This window comes from Streptomyces africanus, from assembly GCF_030816955.1.
Taxonomy (GTDB): Bacteria; Actinomycetota; Actinomycetes; order Streptomycetales; family Streptomycetaceae; genus Streptomyces; species Streptomyces africanus.
Genome location: NZ_JAUSYP010000001.1, coordinates 7752925 through 7770446, shown reverse-complemented (window position 1 = coordinate 7770446; position 17522 = coordinate 7752925). Strand labels below are relative to the sequence as shown.

General features: G+C 70.9%; 18 protein-coding genes and 1 tRNA gene. 9 read left to right on the top strand and 10 right to left on the bottom strand.

The window, feature by feature from the left end:
- Positions 1–58: 58 nt before the first annotated feature.
- The 5 genes from QF034_RS35670 to QF034_RS35650 form a co-directional block, all read right to left on the bottom strand.
- Positions 59–1246, bottom strand: coding sequence for an ABC transporter ATP-binding protein (locus QF034_RS35670; RefSeq protein ID WP_307178794.1), 1188 nt, complete (start codon positions 1244–1246; stop codon positions 59–61).
- A 90-nt stretch (positions 1247–1336) separates the two neighbouring features.
- Positions 1337–2170 carry a carbohydrate ABC transporter permease gene (locus tag QF034_RS35665; protein ID WP_307178793.1) on the bottom strand — a complete coding sequence of 278 codons (834 nt, stop codon included), beginning with the start codon at positions 2168–2170 and terminating at the stop codon, positions 1337–1339.
- Positions 2170–3123 (bottom strand): carbohydrate ABC transporter permease, encoded by a 954-nt coding sequence (locus tag QF034_RS35660; RefSeq protein WP_370880906.1) that lies wholly within the window; start codon positions 3121–3123, stop codon positions 2170–2172. Before QF034_RS35660 ends, QF034_RS35665 begins: the two co-directional genes overlap by 1 nt.
- Complete coding sequence (locus QF034_RS35655) at positions 3120–4340, bottom strand: ABC transporter substrate-binding protein (protein ID WP_307178792.1); 1221 nt, start codon at positions 4338–4340, stop codon at positions 3120–3122. The genes QF034_RS35660 and QF034_RS35655 overlap by 4 nt, the downstream gene beginning before the upstream one ends.
- A gap of 391 nt (positions 4341–4731) precedes the next feature.
- Positions 4732–4805: transfer RNA gene (locus tag QF034_RS35650), tRNA-Pro, on the bottom strand.
- A 102-nt stretch (positions 4806–4907) separates the two neighbouring features.
- Between QF034_RS35650 and QF034_RS35645 the strand changes: the two genes are divergently transcribed.
- From QF034_RS35645 to QF034_RS35630, 4 genes are all read left to right on the top strand, one after another.
- On the top strand, positions 4908–5483 hold the full coding sequence (locus QF034_RS35645; RefSeq protein WP_307178791.1) for a DUF309 domain-containing protein: 576 nt from the start codon (positions 4908–4910) through the stop codon (positions 5481–5483).
- A gap of 384 nt (positions 5484–5867) precedes the next feature.
- The gene (cobF, locus tag QF034_RS35640) at positions 5868–6659 is read left to right on the top strand and encodes a precorrin-6A synthase (deacetylating) (protein WP_307178790.1); all 792 of its coding nucleotides are present in this window, start codon (positions 5868–5870) and stop codon (positions 6657–6659) included.
- 72 nt (positions 6660–6731) lie between these two features.
- Positions 6732–8807, top strand: coding sequence for an MDR family MFS transporter (locus QF034_RS35635; RefSeq protein ID WP_307178789.1), 2076 nt, complete (start codon positions 6732–6734; stop codon positions 8805–8807).
- Positions 8808–8885: 78 nt separating this feature from the next.
- Complete coding sequence (locus QF034_RS35630; RefSeq protein WP_307178788.1) at positions 8886–9686, top strand: HAD-IIA family hydrolase; 801 nt, start codon at positions 8886–8888, stop codon at positions 9684–9686.
- Between the two features lie 48 nt (positions 9687–9734).
- Here the strand turns inward: QF034_RS35630 and QF034_RS35625 are convergent, their stop codons facing one another.
- The gene (locus QF034_RS35625) at positions 9735–10514 is read right to left on the bottom strand and encodes a sulfite exporter TauE/SafE family protein (RefSeq protein WP_307178787.1); all 780 of its coding nucleotides are present in this window, start codon (positions 10512–10514) and stop codon (positions 9735–9737) included.
- A gap of 175 nt (positions 10515–10689) precedes the next feature.
- Here QF034_RS35625 and QF034_RS35620 point away from each other — a divergent pair, with 175 nt between their 5' ends.
- Entirely contained in the window at positions 10690–11328 is a 639-nt protein-coding gene (locus QF034_RS35620; RefSeq protein ID WP_307178786.1) for a DUF6193 family natural product biosynthesis protein, read from the top strand.
- A gap of 67 nt (positions 11329–11395) precedes the next feature.
- Here the strand turns inward: QF034_RS35620 and QF034_RS35615 are convergent, their stop codons facing one another.
- Positions 11396–12580: a thiolase family protein gene (locus QF034_RS35615; RefSeq protein WP_307178785.1), complete on the bottom strand. Its 1185-nt coding sequence runs from the start codon at positions 12578–12580 to the stop codon at positions 11396–11398.
- A 183-nt stretch (positions 12581–12763) separates the two neighbouring features.
- Here QF034_RS35615 and QF034_RS35610 point away from each other — a divergent pair, with 183 nt between their 5' ends.
- From QF034_RS35610 to QF034_RS35595, 4 genes are read left to right on the top strand one after another with little or no spacing between them, the layout of a single operon-like run.
- Positions 12764–13021: a WhiB family transcriptional regulator gene (locus QF034_RS35610; RefSeq protein ID WP_020269817.1), complete on the top strand. Its 258-nt coding sequence runs from the start codon at positions 12764–12766 to the stop codon at positions 13019–13021.
- Positions 13018–13500 (top strand): Dps family protein, encoded by a 483-nt coding sequence (locus QF034_RS35605; protein WP_307178784.1) that lies wholly within the window; start codon positions 13018–13020, stop codon positions 13498–13500. Before QF034_RS35610 ends, QF034_RS35605 begins: the two co-directional genes overlap by 4 nt.
- Positions 13501–13552: 52 nt before the next feature.
- On the top strand, positions 13553–13897 hold the full coding sequence (locus QF034_RS35600) for a DUF3140 domain-containing protein (RefSeq protein ID WP_307178783.1): 345 nt from the start codon (positions 13553–13555) through the stop codon (positions 13895–13897).
- Positions 13898–14548: an HhH-GDP family DNA glycosylase gene (locus QF034_RS35595; RefSeq protein WP_307180058.1), complete on the top strand. Its 651-nt coding sequence runs from the start codon at positions 13898–13900 to the stop codon at positions 14546–14548. It abuts the gene before it with no gap.
- Positions 14549–14560: 12 nt separating this feature from the next.
- Here the strand turns inward: QF034_RS35595 and QF034_RS35590 are convergent, their stop codons facing one another.
- Genes QF034_RS35590 through QF034_RS35580 form a run of 3 tightly spaced genes read right to left on the bottom strand, consistent with a single transcriptional unit; the run spans position 14561 to position 17495 of the window.
- The gene (locus QF034_RS35590) at positions 14561–15250 is read right to left on the bottom strand and encodes an SDR family oxidoreductase (protein ID WP_307178782.1); all 690 of its coding nucleotides are present in this window, start codon (positions 15248–15250) and stop codon (positions 14561–14563) included.
- Positions 15247–16128 carry a cupin domain-containing protein gene (locus QF034_RS35585; RefSeq protein ID WP_307178781.1) on the bottom strand — a complete coding sequence of 294 codons (882 nt, stop codon included), beginning with the start codon at positions 16126–16128 and terminating at the stop codon, positions 15247–15249. The genes QF034_RS35590 and QF034_RS35585 overlap by 4 nt, the downstream gene beginning before the upstream one ends.
- Positions 16125–17495, bottom strand: a complete 1371-nt coding sequence (locus QF034_RS35580; protein WP_307178780.1) for an amidohydrolase family protein — start codon at positions 17493–17495, stop codon at positions 16125–16127. The genes QF034_RS35585 and QF034_RS35580 overlap by 4 nt, the downstream gene beginning before the upstream one ends.
- Between the last annotated feature and the right edge of the window lie 27 nt (positions 17496–17522).

Below are 17522 nucleotides of genomic sequence, written 5' to 3'. Positions count from 1 at the left end.
CACCATGGGACCGCACAACGCAAAAGGCCATGTGCATCGCGCCCTGTGTGGTGCGTCGTCAGGCCGCCCTCAACGGATGCGTGAGGTTGGCTCCGGTTCCCGGGTCGAACACGTGCGCCTTGGCCATGTCGACCTGCAGCTCCACGGGTTCGCCCTCGCGGGCACGCGTGGCGGCGTCCAGGCGGGCCACCATGTGACTGGCGTCAGCGCCGGTGTCGCGCATGCCCGAGTCCGTGGCCAGCTCCTCCAACTCGGCGCTCGTCGCGGGACCTCCCTCCGCGGTGAAGTAGACATACACATCGGAGCCCAGCGACTCCAGTACCTCCACGGTGATGGTGAAGACCGGGCGCGTTCGGTCACGGTCGTGCGCCACGGCCACATCCTCGAATGCCTCCGGCCGAAGCCCGAGGATGACCTGGCGGGGGGCGTTCTGCCGTTCCAGTGCCTGCCTCGTACGGTCGTCGAGGGGAAGGTCACCCACGGGCGAGCGCAGGACACCGCCCTCCAGGGTGGCGTTCAGGAAGTTCATCGCCGGGGAGCCGATGAAACCCGCGACGAAGATGTTGCGCGGGAGGTCATACAGCTCGGCGGGTGTGCCGATCTGCTGGACCAGGCCCTGCCTCATGACCACGACCCGGTCGCCGAGCGTCATCGCCTCGGTCTGGTCGTGGGTGACGTACACGGTGGTCGTGCCGAGGCGGCGCTGCAGCCGGGAGATCTGGGTGCGCATCTGTACCCGGAGTTTTGCGTCCAGGTTGGACAGCGGCTCGTCCATCAAGAACGCCTTGGGATCACGGACGATCGCCCGGCCCATGGCCACGCGCTGGCGCTGGCCGCCCGAGAGGTTGGCGGGCTTGCGGTCCAGGTGCTCGGTCAGGTCAAGGATCCGGGCGGCTTCCGCCACCTTGGCGTCGATGGTGGCCTTGTCCACCTTGGCCAGGCGCAGCGGGAAGCCCATGTTCTCCCCAACGCTCATGTGCGGGTACAGGGCATAGCTCTGGAACACCATGGCGACGTCGCGTTCCTTGGGAGCCAGGTCGTTGACGACTCGGTCTCCGATACGCAGGGTGCCCTCGGTGATGTCCTCAAGTCCGGCGATCATGTTCAGTGTGGTGGACTTGCCGCATCCCGACGGACCGACCAGGATCACGAACTCGCCGTCGGCGATCTCGAGGTCCACGTCCTTCACGGCGAGGGCCCCGTCGGGAAAGCGCTTGGTGACTCCCTCAAGGATGATCTCGGCCATCGATGGTGCCTCCTTGCCTTCATGCCTTCCGGGTCCGGATACCGCGGTCGGTGTCGCGGACCGGTGGCCTGTCTGCCGCGGTCGGCCCGTTCACCCCTTGACTGCCCCTGAGGTCAGTCCGGCGACGATCCGCCGCTGGAAGAACAGGACGAAAACGATGATCGGGATGGTGATGACCACAGCGGCGGCGGCGATCGACCCTGTGGGCTGCTGGAACTGGGAGCTCCCGGTGAAGAAGGCGATCGCGGCAGGCACCGTGCGCGCGGCCTCGGTGGACGTCAGCGAGATCGCGAACAGGAAGTCGTTCCAGCAGAAGATGAACACGAGAATGGCCGTGGTGAACACGCCCGGCGCGGCCAGCGGCACGATGACCATCCGGAAGGCCTGCGCGGGCGTCGCCCCGTCGACCTTGGCGGCCTTCTCCAGATCCCAGGGAATCTCCCGGAAGAACGCCGACAGGGTGTAGATCGCGAGCGGCAGGGAGAAGGTCATGTACGGGATGATCAGTCCGACCCAGGTGTCGAAGATCCCGATGATCCGCTCGATGTTGAACAGTGGTGACACCAGCGAGATCGGCGGGAACATGGCGATCAGCAGTGACATGCCGATGAGCACCCGCTTGCCGGGGAAGCGCAGCCTGGCCACCGCATAGGCGGCCATGGTGCCCAGCGCCACCGCGATCACCGTGGCGATGAGCGCGATGCCGATGGAGTTGATCAGCGCCCGGGTGAACTCGGAGGTCGCGAAGATGCCCCGGTAGTTCTCCCAGGTCCAGTCCCTCGGGATGTAGTCGCCGTCGGTGAGGGTGCCGGGGTCCTTGAACGACAGCGCGGCGATCCACCACACCGGGAACAGGGCGTACAGCACCACCACGACGTTCACGACGGTCCATCGGGCGGCGTGCGTTTTGCCTACGGCGGCCATCAGCGCTTCACCTCCGCGCCGGGTGCAGCCGCGCCGAACAGCTTGACGAAGGCGAAGGCGATGATCCCGACGCAGATGAAGATCAGGACCGAGATCGCCGACCCGATGCCCAGGTTCAGCGCGGTGAACAGGTTGTCGTACCCGAGAATCGACACGGAGCCGGTTCCCTGGGCCCCCGCGGTCAGGATGTAGATGTTGTCGAAGATCCGGAATGCGTCCAGTGTGCGGAAGAGCAGCGCCACCAGGATGGCCGGCTTCATCAGCGGCACCATGACCCTGGTGAAACGCTGCCACGGGGTGGCGCCGTCCACCATGGCCGCCCTCAGGGTCTCCTCGGGGACCAGGGCGAGGCCGGCGAGCAGCAGCAGGGCCATGAACGGGGTCGTCTTCCACACTTCCGCGAGGACGATCAGCCACAGGGCCGGCCACTGCTCGGTCAGCGGAGCGTCACCTGCGGGCAGCAGTTCGGCGAGGTAGCCGAGGTCCGGGGTCCAGGCGTACTGCCACGAGAACGCGGCGACCACGGTGACGATGCCGTACGGGATGAGGACCGACGTGCGGACGACGCCCCGCGCGAAGATCGTGCGGTGCATGACCAGGGCGAGGCACATGCCGAGGACCAGCTCGATGGCCACGGACACGGCGGTGACGAACAGCGTCACCCAGAACGCGTCCCACCAGAACTGAGAGGTCAGCACGGCCCCGTAGTTGCTCAGGCCCACGAACTTCGCCTGCCCTGGAAAGCGCAGGTCGTACCGCTGGAGGGACAGGTAGACGGCGTATCCGATGGGGTACGCGGTCACGGCGAGCATGACGACGACGGCGGGTGCGCACAGCAGCCAGCCGAGCCGCCGCTCCTGCCGGGCGCCCACCGAGAGCGCCGCCTTGTCCTGCCGTGTCCGCTCTGCCTCGGGGGGTACCGGTGCTCCGGCCGGTTCCGCTTGCATGCTCACGGGATCACACCCTCGGATCGCAGGGCATCGTCGATCTGATCCCTGATGGTCTCGATCGAGCTCTCCGGCTTGATCCCCGACGGCGGGGACAGCGTGTGGGAGATCGCGATCGAGATGTTCTGGTAGGCCGGAGTGAGCGGCCGTACGCTCGCCTCCTGCAGGGCGGCCAGCACCTCCCGCGAGAACGGGTACGCCTTCATGAACGCCGGCTCGTCGTACAGGCTGCGCAACGTGGGCGGCAGACCGCCCTCGAGCGCGGCCGTGAGCTGGTTCTCCCGGTTACGCAGGCACAGCGCCGCCTCGAAGGCCAGGTCGGGGTGGCGCGAGTAGGCGCTCACAGCCAGATCGATGCCGCCGATCGTGGGCCGTGCCGGGCGGTTCGCGTCGACCCGCGGGTACGGCGCCCAGCGAAAGTTCTTGAACAACGCGGCGTTGTTCGCCTTCATCGACGGATAGACGAACGGGTAGTTGATCTCGAACGCCGCTACCCCCGACTCCATGGCGAGCCGGTTCTGGTCCTCCATCTGGTTGGACAGGGAGGGGTCCGCGGCCGGGGACTTCGCCAGATCACGCATGATTCCGGCGGCCCGCGAGGCAGGAGGACCGAGAGAAGGCTCGGTCGCGCTCGCGTTGAGGATGGAGCCGCCCGCACTGTTGATCAGCGTGTTGAACCAGACGGTCAGACCCTCGTACTGGGCGCCCTGGATCTCGACGAAGTGCGGCTTGCCCTGCCGCGCGAGGACGCCGGCCATGTCCAGCATTTCGGCCCAGGTCCTGGGCGGGGTGGGCACCAGGTCCTTGCGGTACCACAGGAGCTGGGTGTTGGTGTTGTACGGGACGGCGTACAGCTTGCCTTTCCAGGTCGCGGTCTGCAGCGGTACGCGCAGGGTGCCCTCGACGGCCTGCCGTTTCGCCGTCCCCGTCCATTCCCGGATCCAGCGCGCCTCGGCGAACTCCGCCGCCCAGGTGACGTCCAGGCCCAGGATGTCGAGCGAGTCGTCCTCGGCGGCGAGTCTGCGGACAAGCTGCTGGCGCTGGCCGTCCGCCGCACGCGGGAGTTTGTTGTAGCTGATCCTGTAGCGGCCGCCCGACGCCTGGCTGCACCGGTCGGCCGCCTTCTGGAGCGCACCGGAGTCGTCGGGGAAGTTGTACCAGTTCAGGGTGGGCCTACCGGAGCCCTCGTCACTGCCACAAGCGGCGAGCACCGAAGCCAGCAACGGCAGAACTGCGAACGCTCGCAGCCATCGCGTCCCCCTGGGACGTCCCATCTGACCCGAAAGGGGCCGGCAGCCGCACCTCGCGCGCACGCGCTCCACACCTCGTTTCCGGACGGTGGCACAGGACTCGGACCTCGCAGCGCTTCCCTCCCGGCGAACACTAGGGGCCCCATAAAGCAAGACCAAGCACATATCGCGACAAATCGCCCAGTGACTCGCAGAGGACCCCGGCGCGGTGCATGAGCCGTATTGATGTGGAAGAGGCCGCCGAAGCTGAGTGGGACGGCAGTTGTGTGCAGCCGTGCACTGTTGCCGGACGCGGTAACAAGGGAAACGACGAAGAGGCCACTTCCGAACAACGGAAATGGCCTCCGACCTGCTCCATCGCAAGTCGGGACGACAGGATTTGAACCTGCGACCCCTTGACCCCCAGTCAAGTGCGCTACCAAGCTGCGCCACGTCCCGGTGCGCGCCCACCGCGGTGAACCGCGTGATCGCGCGAACAGCACTTTACCCCACACCCCGGGCCATCCCGAAAGTCGGCCCCCGGCGCGGGACAATCGCCGTATGGGCAGCACAGACAGCAGGGGAAGCTCCGAGAACACCGGCCACACGGGGAACACGGTCGGGGGCCGGTCCGGCGGCGCCCGGGACCGCGACAGCGAGGGGCGGGCGCGCAACGCCCGGCCTCGGGACGGCCTCGGCCGGCCGCTGCCGTACGACGCGCCGGGCGTGCCGCGGCAGCCCGAGGGCGTCGTCCGCACGCCGGAGGAGACCGTCGCCGAGGCGCAGCGGCTGCTGGACGAGGGGAAACCGTTCCACGCGCACGAGGTCTTCGAGGACGCCTGGAAGTCGGGCCCCGACAGGGAACGGGAACTGTGGCGCGGCCTCGCCCAGCTCGCGGTCGGCCTGACCCACACCGCCCGCGGCAACCTCACGGGCGGGGCGCGCCTGCTGCGGCGCGGTGCGGGCGCGGCCGAGGCGTGGGCATCCGCCTCCGGCGAGGCGACGCCGCACGGGATCGACATCGGCAGCGTCGCCGCCTGGGCACGGGAGTTGGCCGAGGAGGTGGAGAGGGAGCGCCGCCCGGTGGACGCGGGGGCTCGGGCGCCGCGGTTGCGGGGTGCGGCCGCTGGGCGCTGACCGGGGGACAGGGAGTACGAGCACGCCCGGTGCGGAGCCGAGCGCGGGGCGCCGACCTGGGCCCGGCGCCCGCGGTGCAGGGGCCCCGGCTGGGGCCACAGGCGCGGGGCCATGCCCCGGCACCCAGGCACGGGCACAGGGCCCGGATCCACACCCGCGGCACGAACACACCCACCCCGGCTACGGCCAGGCACGCGCCCGCCCCGGGCACCCGGGCACGGGCACACGGCCCGGATCCCCGGCTTACAGCCACCCCCAGCAGCAGCCACGGACACGCCGCCCCCAGCCCAGACACCGGACCCGGGACGCGAGCCCCCGGCGCGAGGCGTGTGCCGGAGTGGGGCGCGCCCGGCGTTGTCAGTGGGGTGCGGGAGACTCGGCGGGGTGCGGAAGATTCATGTCATCGGTATCGGCGCGGGCGACCCCGAGCAGCTCACCCTCCAGGCCATCAGGGCGCTGCGGAGCACGGACGTGTTCTTCGTCCTGGACAAGGGCGAGGTGAAGGCCGACCTCACCCGGCTGCGGCGGGACATGCTCGACGCGCACCTACCGGACGGGGCGTCGTACCGGGTCGTCGAGGCCCGTGACCCGAAGCGGGACCGGGCCGCCGGCGGCGCGGCCTACTCCCCCGCCGTCGGGGACTGGCGCAGCGCCCGCGCCGGTGTCTACGAGCGGCTGATCGGCGAGGAGCTCGGCGCGGAGGAGACGGGCGCGTTCCTGGTGTGGGGCGACCCCGCGCTGTACGACAGCACGCTGGGGATCCTGGAAGAGGTGCTGGAGCGGGGCGCGGTGGCGTTCGAGTACGACGTCGTGCCGGGCATATCCAGCGTCTCGGCGCTCGCCGCGCGGCACCGGACGGGGCTCAACCGGGTCGCCCGGCCCGTGCAGATCACCACCGGACGGCGACTCGCGGAGGGCTTCCCGGAGGGCGTGGACGATGTGGTGGTGATGCTCGACGCGCACCAGGCCTTCCGGCGGTACATGCAGGACGACATCGACATCTACTGGGGCGCCTACATCGGCACCCCGGACGAGATCCTCGTCTCCGGCCCGATCGCCGAGGCCGCGCCCCGCATCGAGCGGCTGCGTGCCGAGGCCCGTGAGCGCAAGGGCTGGATCATGGACACGTATCTGCTGCGCCGGCACCCTCGCGACCGACCCGACCGGCACGACTGAGGCGCACATCACCGGGCACCCGTGCGGACGTTCTGGCATGCGCACGTAGCCCACAGGTGTGAAGGTGACGTCGTGACCGTCGTGGAGGAAACCACACTGCCCGCCTCGCAGCCCCCGGTGCTGGACACCCGTCGACGCAACGTCGTCTTCGTGACGATCATGCTGGGGATGCTGCTCGCGGCCCTCGACCAGACCATCGTCGGCACCGCTCTGCCGACCATCGTCTCGGACCTCGGCGGGGCGGATCACATGTCGTGGGTGGTCACCTCGTATCTCCTCGCGGAGACCGTCGCGACCGTGCTGGTCGGCAAGTTCGGCGACCTGTTCGGCCGCAAGGTGGTCTTCCAGGTCTCGGCGATCGTCTTCATCACGGGCTCGTTCCTGTGCGGTCTGGCCACCAACATGTCCCTGCTGATCGCCTGGCGGGCGATGCAGGGCATCGGCGCGGGCGGGCTGATGGTCACGTCGATGGCGCTGATCGCCGACGTCATCCCGCTGCGCGAGCGCGGCAAGTACCAGGGCGCGATCGGCGCGGTGTTCGGTGTGTCCACCGTCATCGGGCCGCTGCTCGGCGGGCTGTTCACCGACCATCTGACGTGGCGGTGGGCGTTCTACGTCAACGTCCCCATCGCGGTGGTCGTCGTCCTGGCGGCGGCCCGGACCATTCCGGTGGTGAAGTCCGTCTCCCGGCCGGTCATCGACTACCTGGGCATCGCGCTCGTCGCGCTCGGCGCCAGCGCGCTGATCCTGGCGACGAGCTGGGGCGGCAACGAGTACGCGTGGGGTTCGGGCGTGATCATCGCCCTGTTCGTGGGCGGGGTGATCGCGCTCGGCCTGTTCTGCTGGGTGGAGATCCGGGCGCGCGAACCGATGCTGCCCATGCGGCTGTTCGCCAACCCGGTGTTCACCGTCTGCTCGGTGCTGAGCTTCATCGTCGGCTTCGCGATGCTCGGCGCGCTGACGTATCTGCCGACGTATCTCCAGTACGTCGACGGCGACTCGGCCACAATCTCCGGTGTGCGGACGCTGCCGATGGTGGCCGGGCTGCTCATCGCGTCGGTCTTCAGCGGCAGCGTCGTCAGCAGGACCGGACGGTATCGCGTGTTCCCGATCGTCGGCGCACTGGTGATGGGCGCCGGCCTGTTTCTCATGTCCCTCATGGGGCCGGACACCGGCGCGGGGCTGGAGTCGCTGTACATGTTCGTCATGGGCACCGGCATCGGGCTGTGCATGCAGGTGCTGACGATCGCGGTGCAGAACACCGTCGACTACGCCGACCTGGGAACGGCGACCTCCGGGGTGACGTTCTTCCGTACGCTGGGCAGCTCGTTCGGCACGGCCGTCTTCGGCACGATCTACACCAACGCGCTGGCGCCCAACCTCCGCGAGGGAGTGGCGCAGGCGGCGCGGACCGGTGGCGTGGAGCCGGACGTGGTCGCCAGGGCGGCGACCAGCCCGGACGGCGTGCACCGGCTGCCGGCGGCCACGGCCGGCCCGATCATCGACGCCTACGCCGACACCCTCCAGACCGTGTTCCGGTGGACGGTGCCGGTCGCCGCACTGGGCTTCCTCGTCGCCCTGTTCCTCAAGGAGGTCCGGCTGCGCGACACCGCGCGAACGGGGTCGACCGACATGGGCGAGGGTTTCGCCTCACCGCACGGCGCGGACTCGCAGCGGGTGCTCGAGGCCGCCGTCGGCAAGATCATCGGCGGTACGGACCTGGACACCGCGCGCCGGATCATCCTGGAGTCGGACACGCGGCTCGATGTGGCGGGGGCCTGGGCGGTGATGCAGGTCGAGCTGTTCACGCGGATGGTCGGTCATGCCAGTCTCGGGTTGATCGCCGCGCGGCGCCGGATGCCGCCCGAAGTGCTGCTGCCGGTCTTCGAGCGGATGGTCGACGAGGGGTTCCTGACCCGGCACGGGCCCCTCCTCTCCCACACGGAGGCCGGCGCCCGCGAGGCCGCGGTCATCACCAGGGCCTGGGCCTCCTGGCTGGAGGACCGGCTGGGGCAGGACATCGGCCGCCCGTCGGACGGCGACCTGCGGATCGCGGTCGACGCGATCGCGAAACGGCTGCTGGTGGAGGACCTGAGCCACGGCCTGCCGGGCGTGCCGGCGAAGGCCCTGGCGACCAGCTCGGCATGACGGGCGGCTGCTGCCCTGCCCGCTGCTGGAGACCCGGGCCGACCGGCGGACACAGCGCGGCGTGGTTATCGTCCAGGCATGGAGTCCGTGCGTGCCGTGCTCGTCGACATCGACGGGGTGCTGACCGTCTCGTGGCGGCCCCTGCCGGGGGCCGTGGAGGCGTTGCGGGAGATCCGGGAAGCCGGGCTCGCCGTGCTGCTGGTCACCAACACGACGTCCCGGACGCGGGCGTCGATCGCCGGGACGCTCGCGGACGCGGGGTTCCCGGTGTCGGCCGAGGACATCCTGACCGCGCCCGCCGCCACCGCCGGCTACCTCGCCGAGCACGGTCCGGGTGCCCGCTGTGCCCTGCTGAACAGCGGCGACATCGCGGAGGACCTCGACGGGGTGACCGTCGTCGACGCGGCGGACTCCTCCACCGTGCCGGATGTGGTGCTGATCGGCGGGGCCGGTCCGGAGTTCGGTTACGCGGAGCTGGACCGGGCGTTCGGGCATCTCCAGCGCGGGGCCCGGCTGGTGGCGATGCACCGCAACCTGTACTGGCGTACGGCCGAGGGGCTGCGGCTGGACTCGGGGGCGTTCCTGGCCGGTCTTGAGCAGGCCGCCCGGGTGGAGGCCGAGATCACCGGCAAACCGGCCCGGGCGTTCTTCGAGGCGGCGCTGGCCAGGCTGGGCGCCGGTGCGGGCGAGGCCCTGATGGTCGGGGACGACATCGAGTCCGACGTGCTCGCGGCGCAGCGGGCCGGGATCACCGGGGTCCTCGTCCGGACCGGCAAGTTCCAGCCGGAGGACCTCCGCGCCGCCGACGGCACGCCCGACCACGTGATCGACTCCTTCGCCGGCCTTCCGGCGCTGCTGCGGGGTTCGGCACAGCGGTAGGTGGGTCGGCACAGCGGTAGTGCGAATCAGCGCAGCGGCAATCGCGGGTCAGCGCAGCAGTAGCTGCAGGCCGCCCACGACCGTCGCCGCGATGACCAGCTGTTCGAACAACCGCTGGTTGATCTTGTTGACCGCCCACTTGCCGAAGAACGCGCCGGGCACGACGAACACCACGAGCGCCAGGTCGAGGAGCAGGGAGCGGCCGTCGATCAGGCCGAGCCCGGCACTGAAGGGCAGCTTGGAGACGTTGACGATCAGGAAGAAGAAGGCCGACGTGCCGAGGAAGCCGAGTTTGCGGAAGCCCGCGGACAGCAGGTACATGGACATCACCGGGCCGCCCGCGTTGGCGACCATGGTGGTGAAGCCGCCGAGGACGCCGTAGGAGCGGGCCTTGACCCGGCCCGCCCGGCTGGTGACCGACTCCGGCTCGGGCTCCTGTCCCGCGGCGGCCGTACGCCTGCGCCAGACCGTCACTCCGGCCATCAGCAGCAGGATCGCGCCGATCGAGGTCCGTACGATCGCGTCGTCCGCCCACATCAGGAACACCGTGCCGACGACGACGCCCGCGGCGACCGCCGGGAACAGCCGCCACAGTGTGGGCCAGTGGGCGTGCCGCCGGTAGGTGGCGACGGCGAGCAGGTCACCGGCGATCAGCACCGGCAGCAGCACGCCGGTGGAGGCGCGGGCGGGCAGCACCGCGGCGAAGATGGCGAGGCTGACCGTGTTGGCCCCGCTCACGGCGGTCTTCGAGAAGCCGACGAGCAGGGCCGCGAAGGCGAGCGCGGCGAACTCCCAGCCGGTGATGTGCCAGAGCGTCATCGTGTTCATGCGAGCACTGATGCTATGTGCAACGAACCGGAGCCCGCAGGGCCGTCTCGCCGGTCGGGCATAATCAGCGGCCGTGTCCGCCCCTCCCGATCCCGCCGTTCTGTATCCCGATGCCGCGGCCTGCGGCAGTCTCGCCGCAGCGCTCCGGGCGGTAGCGGGAGGCTGCCTGGGCCTCGTGCCCGTCACGTCCCCGGATTCCGCTCCGCTGCTCCACGCGACGGTGGCGAGCCTCCTCCCGCACCGCGAGCCGCTGCGGATCAGCGCGTGGGCGCACGAACGGCGGTGGTCGGTCCGGGGCGCGGATCGGCTCCAGGGCCTCCCGCTCGTCGACGGCAGGACGGACGATCTGGGGAAGGTGGCCAGGGCGGCCCGGGCGTGGCACGACGGGGCGGTCCTGGAGGACGTCCGCCGGGCGGCGCCCTTCGTGCGTCTGACCGGCCGGTTCGAGGTGCCCGACCACGATCCCGCGCGCCTGACGGAATCCGAGTGGCAGGGCATGCGCCAGGAGGCGAGCGAACTGGAGTACGACTGGCAGGCGGCGTACCAGGCCCTGATCGAGGCGGCGTACGCCGAGCCGGCGCTGCGCGCGCTGTACCCGTTCACGAGTCACTGGGCGCTGCGCTTCTCGGCCACCACCCGGCCGGGCCTGACCACTGTCGGGCCGTGCCTGACCGCGGGCAGCGACGGCAGGTACGGGGTGGGCCGGGGCTTCGTCACCGCGGACCTCGGCCTGTTCACCACGGCGCGGGAGGCCGCGGCGCTGGCCGTGCGCCTGCTGCCCACCGGCCTCGGCCCGACCGCGCTCGGCGGCTGACCGCGCCCGACAGCCAACCGATGGGACGCGCTGCAGCGCACCGACCGAGTGGCTCGGTCCGCGGCGGCTACGCCCGCTCGACCAGCACCGCACTCCCCTGGCCCACCCCGACACACATCGTCGCCAGGCCCCGGCCCGCCCCGGTCCGCCGCATCCGGTGGAGCAGCGTCGTCAGGATGCGGGCACCCGAGCAGCCCAGCGGATGGCCGAGGGCGATGGCTCCGCCGCTCGGGTTGACCAGGTCGGGGTCGATGCCGAGCTGGTCCACGCAGGCCAGGGCCTGGGCCGCGAAGGCCTCGTTGAACTCGGCCTCCTCCAGGTCGCCGATGCTCCAGCCGGCTCGGGCCAGTACCTTGCGGGTGGCGGGGACCGGGCCGATGCCCATGACGTCGGGGTGGACGCCCGCGGAGGCTCCGGCGACGTAGCGGCCCAGGGACTCCAGGCCCAGCTCGTGCAGGGCGTCCTCGCTGACCAGGAGGAGGCCGGCGGCGCCGTCGTTCATCGGGGAGGCGTTGCCCGCGGTGACCGTGCCGCCGTCCCGGAAGACCGGCTTCAGCCGGGACAGCTTCTCGGACGAGGTGTCCTCGCGGACGCACTCGTCGGTGTCGACGACGACCCCGTCGGGCCGTTCCACGGGCAGGAGTTCGTCGTCGAAGTGGCCGTATCTGCGGGCGAGGGCGGCGCGCTGGTGGCTGCGCAGGGCGAAGTCGTCCTGGCGTTCACGGGGGATGCCGTAGCGCTCGGCGACCTCCTCCGCCGTCTCGCCCATGGAGAGCAGGCCGTGCAGGTCCCGCATCGCGGGGTTGACCAGGCGCCAGCCGAGGCGGGTGTCGGCGGTCTCGATGCGGTGCGGCAGGGCCTCGTCGGGGCGGGGCAGGACGAAGGGGGCGCGGCTCATCGACTCGGAGCCGCCCGCGATCACGATGTCGGCCTCGCCGGCGGCGATGGTGCGGGCCGCCGTGGTCACGGCCTCAAGGCCGGACGCGCAGAGGCGGTTGACGGTGGCGCCGGGCACGGACTCGGGGAGGCCGGCGAGCAGCGCGGCCATGCGGGCGACGTTGCGGTTGTCCTCGCCGGCCTGGTTGGCGGCACCCCAGTAGACGTCGTCGATCCGGGCGGGGTCGAGGTCGGGCACGTCGGCCAGGGCGCGGACGACGGTCGCGGCGAGGTCGTCGGGCCGTACCGAGGAAAGGGATCCCCGCAGCTTGCCGATGGGGGTGCGGCGGGCGGCCGCGAAGTGGACGGGACGCACGAGAGGACTCCTCACACCGCTTAATTAGCACTGCTAGTTTCGGACTATAGACCCTCGGTCTGCCCCTGTGAAGATTCCGGGGGCAGAAGTGCCCCCGGAGGGCGTTATCGCAGGCCGGAACAACCGGCCCGCATGGTTCCGCATCGGGGTTTGCCCCAGGGGGCCCGGGGCACCCGCGCGTTCATGGAGTGGTTGCGGAGCGCCGCCTGTGTGGACGAGGACCCCGAACTGTTCTTCCCCGTGGGCACGACAGGCCCGGCCTTGCGGGATGTCGACGCCGCGAAGCGGATCTGTGCGCGCTGCCCGGTGACCGACCAGTGCCTGAGCTTCGCGCTGAGCAGCGGCCAGGCAGCGGGCGTGTGGGGCGGGACCTGCGAGGAGGAGCGCGACGCACTGCTCCGGACCACGAGGAACGACGCGAGGAGGAGAAGCGCCCTATGACGGCTGTGCGGAGCACACTGCCCGACGAGGCCCGCCGGGTCTCGTGCGAGGCACTCCAGGACACCTTGGTGGACCTGCTCGGACTCTCGCTGATCGGGAAGCAGGCGCACTGGAACATCGTCGGACCACGGTTCCGGTCGATCCACCTCCAGCTGGACGAGGTGGTCTCGGCCGCGCGGAACTTCGCCGACACGGTGGCCGAGCGGTCCGCAGCGCTCGGCGTCCCGCCGGACGGCCGGCCGGAGACCATCGCCAAGGCCTTCACGCTGCCCGCCCCCAAGGAGGGCTGGGTGCGCGACGCGGACGCCGTGCAGGTGATGGTGGAGTCCCTCCAGGACGCCATCGGCCGGCTGCGCGAGCGCATCGACGCGACCGAGAAGGCCGACCTGGTCACGCAGGATCTGCTGATCAGCATCACCGCCGAGCTGGAGAAGCAGCGGTGGATGTTCGACGCGGAGAACTTCCCCCGCGAGGGCTGACCGGCGCGCGCACGTACGGGGCGCGCGCACGTACGTACGGAAGGGGCATGTGATGACCGACGCCCTTGAACTGGACGCGCTGTGGGAGGACTTCCACCGCGTGGTGAACATGACCTCGCAGGAGCTCGCGGCCTGGTTGCGGATGCGGGACGCCGACGAGGACGCGGAGCCGCTGCCCGAGCAGGCCGGGACCGAGACCGGACAGCACGTCCTGGCGATCCTCCAGAAGCGGCGCACCGACCTGACCGAGGACGACCTGCGCGTGATGCGGAACGTCGTGGACAGGGTCACCTCGCAGGTCGACCTGGAGAACGAGCCGTTGCCCGAGGTGACGGCCGAGGACACACGCCGCCGGCGCCGGCTGATGACGGTCGGCCACGATCCGCTCAAGGGGTAGATCGTGGACCGGCAGGAGCGCGTCGTGCGCGAACTGCTCTCCGCGCACGGCCGGACGTACGCGGACGAGGCGGGGATCCGGCTGAAGGACACCCCGCAGCCGCTGTACCGGCTGCTCGTGCTGGCCCATCTGCTCAGCGCCCGCATCCGCGGTTCGATCGCGCTGGCCACCGCCCGTGCCCTGCACGAGGCGGGGCTGCGCGACCCGCGCCGCATGGCGGAGGCCGACTGGCAGGAGCGGGTGGACGCGCTCGGCCGGGGCGGCTACCGGCGCTACGACGAGCGTACGGCGACCCAGCTCGGCGAGGCCGCCGAGCTGTTGACCGAGCGGTGGGGCGGGGATCTGCGGCGGCTGCGCCGGGAGGCGGACGGCAAGGTGTCCGAACTGCGCCATCTGCTGCAGGAGTTCCCCGGGGTGGGCCCGGCCGGAGCCGACATCTTCCTGCGCGAGGTGCAGGCTGTGTGGCCGGAGGCCGCCCCCTACCTCGACGCCAAGGCCCTCCAGGGTGCCGAACGGTTGAAGCTGCCGAAGGATCCGGACCGTCTCACCGAACTGGCCGGGCGGACCGGCCCGGCCGTCCTCGCCGCGGCGCTGGTGCGGGCGGCGGTGGACAAGGACGTGGCCGAGGACACGCTGCGGCGGGCCGGGTGAACCGGCCTGCTCTCAGCCGAGCAACCACCCTCCGTCCACCGTCAGTTCGACGGCATTGACCGACCGGTTGCGCAGCAGGAAGTCGACCGCGTCCACCACGTCCGCCATGGAGGCCAGCCGTCCGGTGGGCGTCTCGGTGCGCAGCACGTCGAGGACCTTCTCCGGTTTGGCCTGCCAGTACGGGCTGTCGCCGACGACGCCGGGGTGCACCGCGTTGACCCGGACGGGTGCGAGTTCGACGGCGAGGGAGTTCATCAGGCCCCGCACGCCCGCGTTGACCGTCGCCACCGTGGTCGCCCCCGGGTAGGGGCGTTCCTTGGCCTGTCCGCCGAAGAGCACGATGGCGCTGTCGTCGTGCAGCCGGGCCCGCAGCGTGTGCACGACCTCCGTGTAGCCGACGAGCTTGAGGGTGACCAGCCGCAGCGCGGCGTCGATGTCGTACTCGCTGACTTTGTTGTCGTCCCGGGAGACGCCCGCGACCACCAGATGGTCGACGCGTCCCACGCCGGCCAGCGCCGCCGCGATCTCCAGCGGCCGCGCCAGGTCGAGGGCGATGCCCCGGGCGCCGAACTCCTTGGCGATCAGGTCGGCGCGGTGGGCGTCGCGGCCGGTCAGGACGACTTCGTCGCCGCGCTCGGCGCGGGCCCGGGCGAACGCGAGGCCGATGCCCGACGTGCCGCCGACGACAAGGACACTGCTCATGAGCCCTCCTGAAGCGTCTGGCGCAGATAGTCCCAGTCCCTGGTGAACCGGTACGAGTGCCGCGGCGGTGGCTGCGGCGCCTGGGTCTCCAGCCACCGCAGGGGCCCCTGCCCGGCATTGACGAACCCATGCACACAGCCGGCGCCCGCCCACGCGAGGTCCCCGGGCTCCAGCCGGTACCGCTCGCCGTCGAGGGTGGTCTCGGCGACGCCCTCCAGGATCAGATACGTCTCCTCGAAGGGGTGGTCGTGGGTGCCGATGACGCCGTCGGACGCGTACTGCACCATGAACATCGTCGAGCCGACCGCGCCCAGGTCGCTGTCGACCATCATCTTCACGGTGATGCCGCTGTAGACCAGCAGCGCGGTGCGCATGCTCGCCGTGACGGCGAGCAGGTCCTGGGACTGCTTGCCGGGGTCCATCTGGGCGGGCTCGAAGTGCCCGAAGGAGCGGGTGCGCGGGTCGCGGACGTCGACCCGGACGGGGTCGCGCACGGGCACGTCCGGCACGGTCTGGGTGTCGTACCCGTAGCGGGCCCGCGGCACGGGGGCGAGCATGTCCGCCCAGCGGCCGGCGGTGTCCCCGGCGCCGCGCCAGGCATGCGGGACGCCGATCGGCAGCAGGCCGTAGTCGCCCTCCTCCAGCAGGTACGAGCCCTCGGGCACGTCGAGGACCACGGCCCCGTCGAGGACGTGGAAGCTCTCCTCGTACGAGTGCACATGGGCCGGCACACGGCCGTCGGGGCGCAGTTCGCACAGGCCGAACCCGGTGTGCACACTGCCGTCGTCCTCGCCGACCAGCGTCCGCCGCCGGTGGCCCAGGGCGTCGTACGGCGGCTCGGGCAACTCGGCCGCGCGGCGCACCAGATGACGCGTCATGCCGGGGCCTTCTCCCCCTTCGACTGCTTGATCTCCTTCGCCGCGAGGAGCCGGTCGCGGGCCTCGGAGACGAGCCGCAGGGCGCGCCCGGTGTCGGCGGCCAGCCTGCCGTCGCGCTTGCGGATCACACCGTCGACGAGGACGGTGTCCACATTGGACACGTCCGCGCACAGCGTCACCGCGGCCGCCGCGTCGTGCACGGGTGCGACGTTCAGCGCGGTGGCGTCGATCGCGACGATGTCGGCGCGCTTTCCGGGGGTCAGGGAGCCGGTGCGGTCCTCCAGGCCCGCGACATGGGCGCCGTTGACGGTGGCGATCTCCAGCATCTGACGCGCTGTCAGCATGTTGCTCGGGACGGGCAGGTTGGCCTGCCAGCAGTCGGCGTTGACGCGGGCGCGTTCGGCGCCGAAGGCCGCGCGGATCTGGGTGAACATGTCGCCGGGCACGGTGGTGACGACGTCGATGCTGAGCGACGGCCGCAGCCCGTGTTCGATCGCCTGCATCACGGGCGGCCAGCCGTGTCCCATCTGGAGCTCCACCTGCGGCGCGACGGACACCGTGCCCCCGCTGTCGGCGACCATCCGCCACTCCTCCTCGCTGAGGTAGCAGCAGTGGACGTAGGTGGTGTCCGGGCCGAGGAGCCCCATGCCGTGGAGCTGCTTGACCATGCCGAAACGGCCGGCCAGCCGCCCCATGGCCACGTGCACGGTGATCGGGATGCCGAGTTCGCGGGCGAGGGCCCACTCGGCGGCGACGACGTCACCTACGCAGAAGCCGGGTCCACGGGTGGCGAGGCCCATGGTCAGCAGGCCGTCGTCGGACGCGAAGTGCGTCGTGCGGATCCGCCGGACGTCCTCGGCCGGTATCGCGATCTTGCTCTCGAACCAGTAGTCGGCGAGGGAGGTGTTGGCGCTGCCGTACGCGTACTGCGCCCGGATGCCGGACTCCTTCAGGCCCTGGATCGCGGCGTCCGGGTGGTCCGGGGTGTTGTTGATGTGCGACCAGTCGACGAGCGTGGTGATGCCGGCGTCGAGGCACTCCAGCGCGCCCGCGAGGTTGGCCGCGTAGACGTCCTCCGGGGTGTACAGGGGTGCGAAGGTGTCGAGGATGTCGACGAAGTAGTCGTCGAGGGTGGCGTCGGGTGCGACGCCCCGGATCGGCGCCTCCCAGGTGTGGCGGTGGGTGTCGACGAAGCCGGGGATCACGATGTGGCCGCTCATGTCCAGGACTTCGGCGTCGGCGCTGATCTCGGGCTCGACGGCCGCGATCCTGCCGTCCTCGACGAGGACGTCCCCCTGGGGCAGCTCACCGACGGCGGGGTCCATCGAGATCACGTGACCGGAGCGCAGCAGTGTTCTTGTCGTCATCGCGCTTCCTCCAGGGTGTCGGTGCGG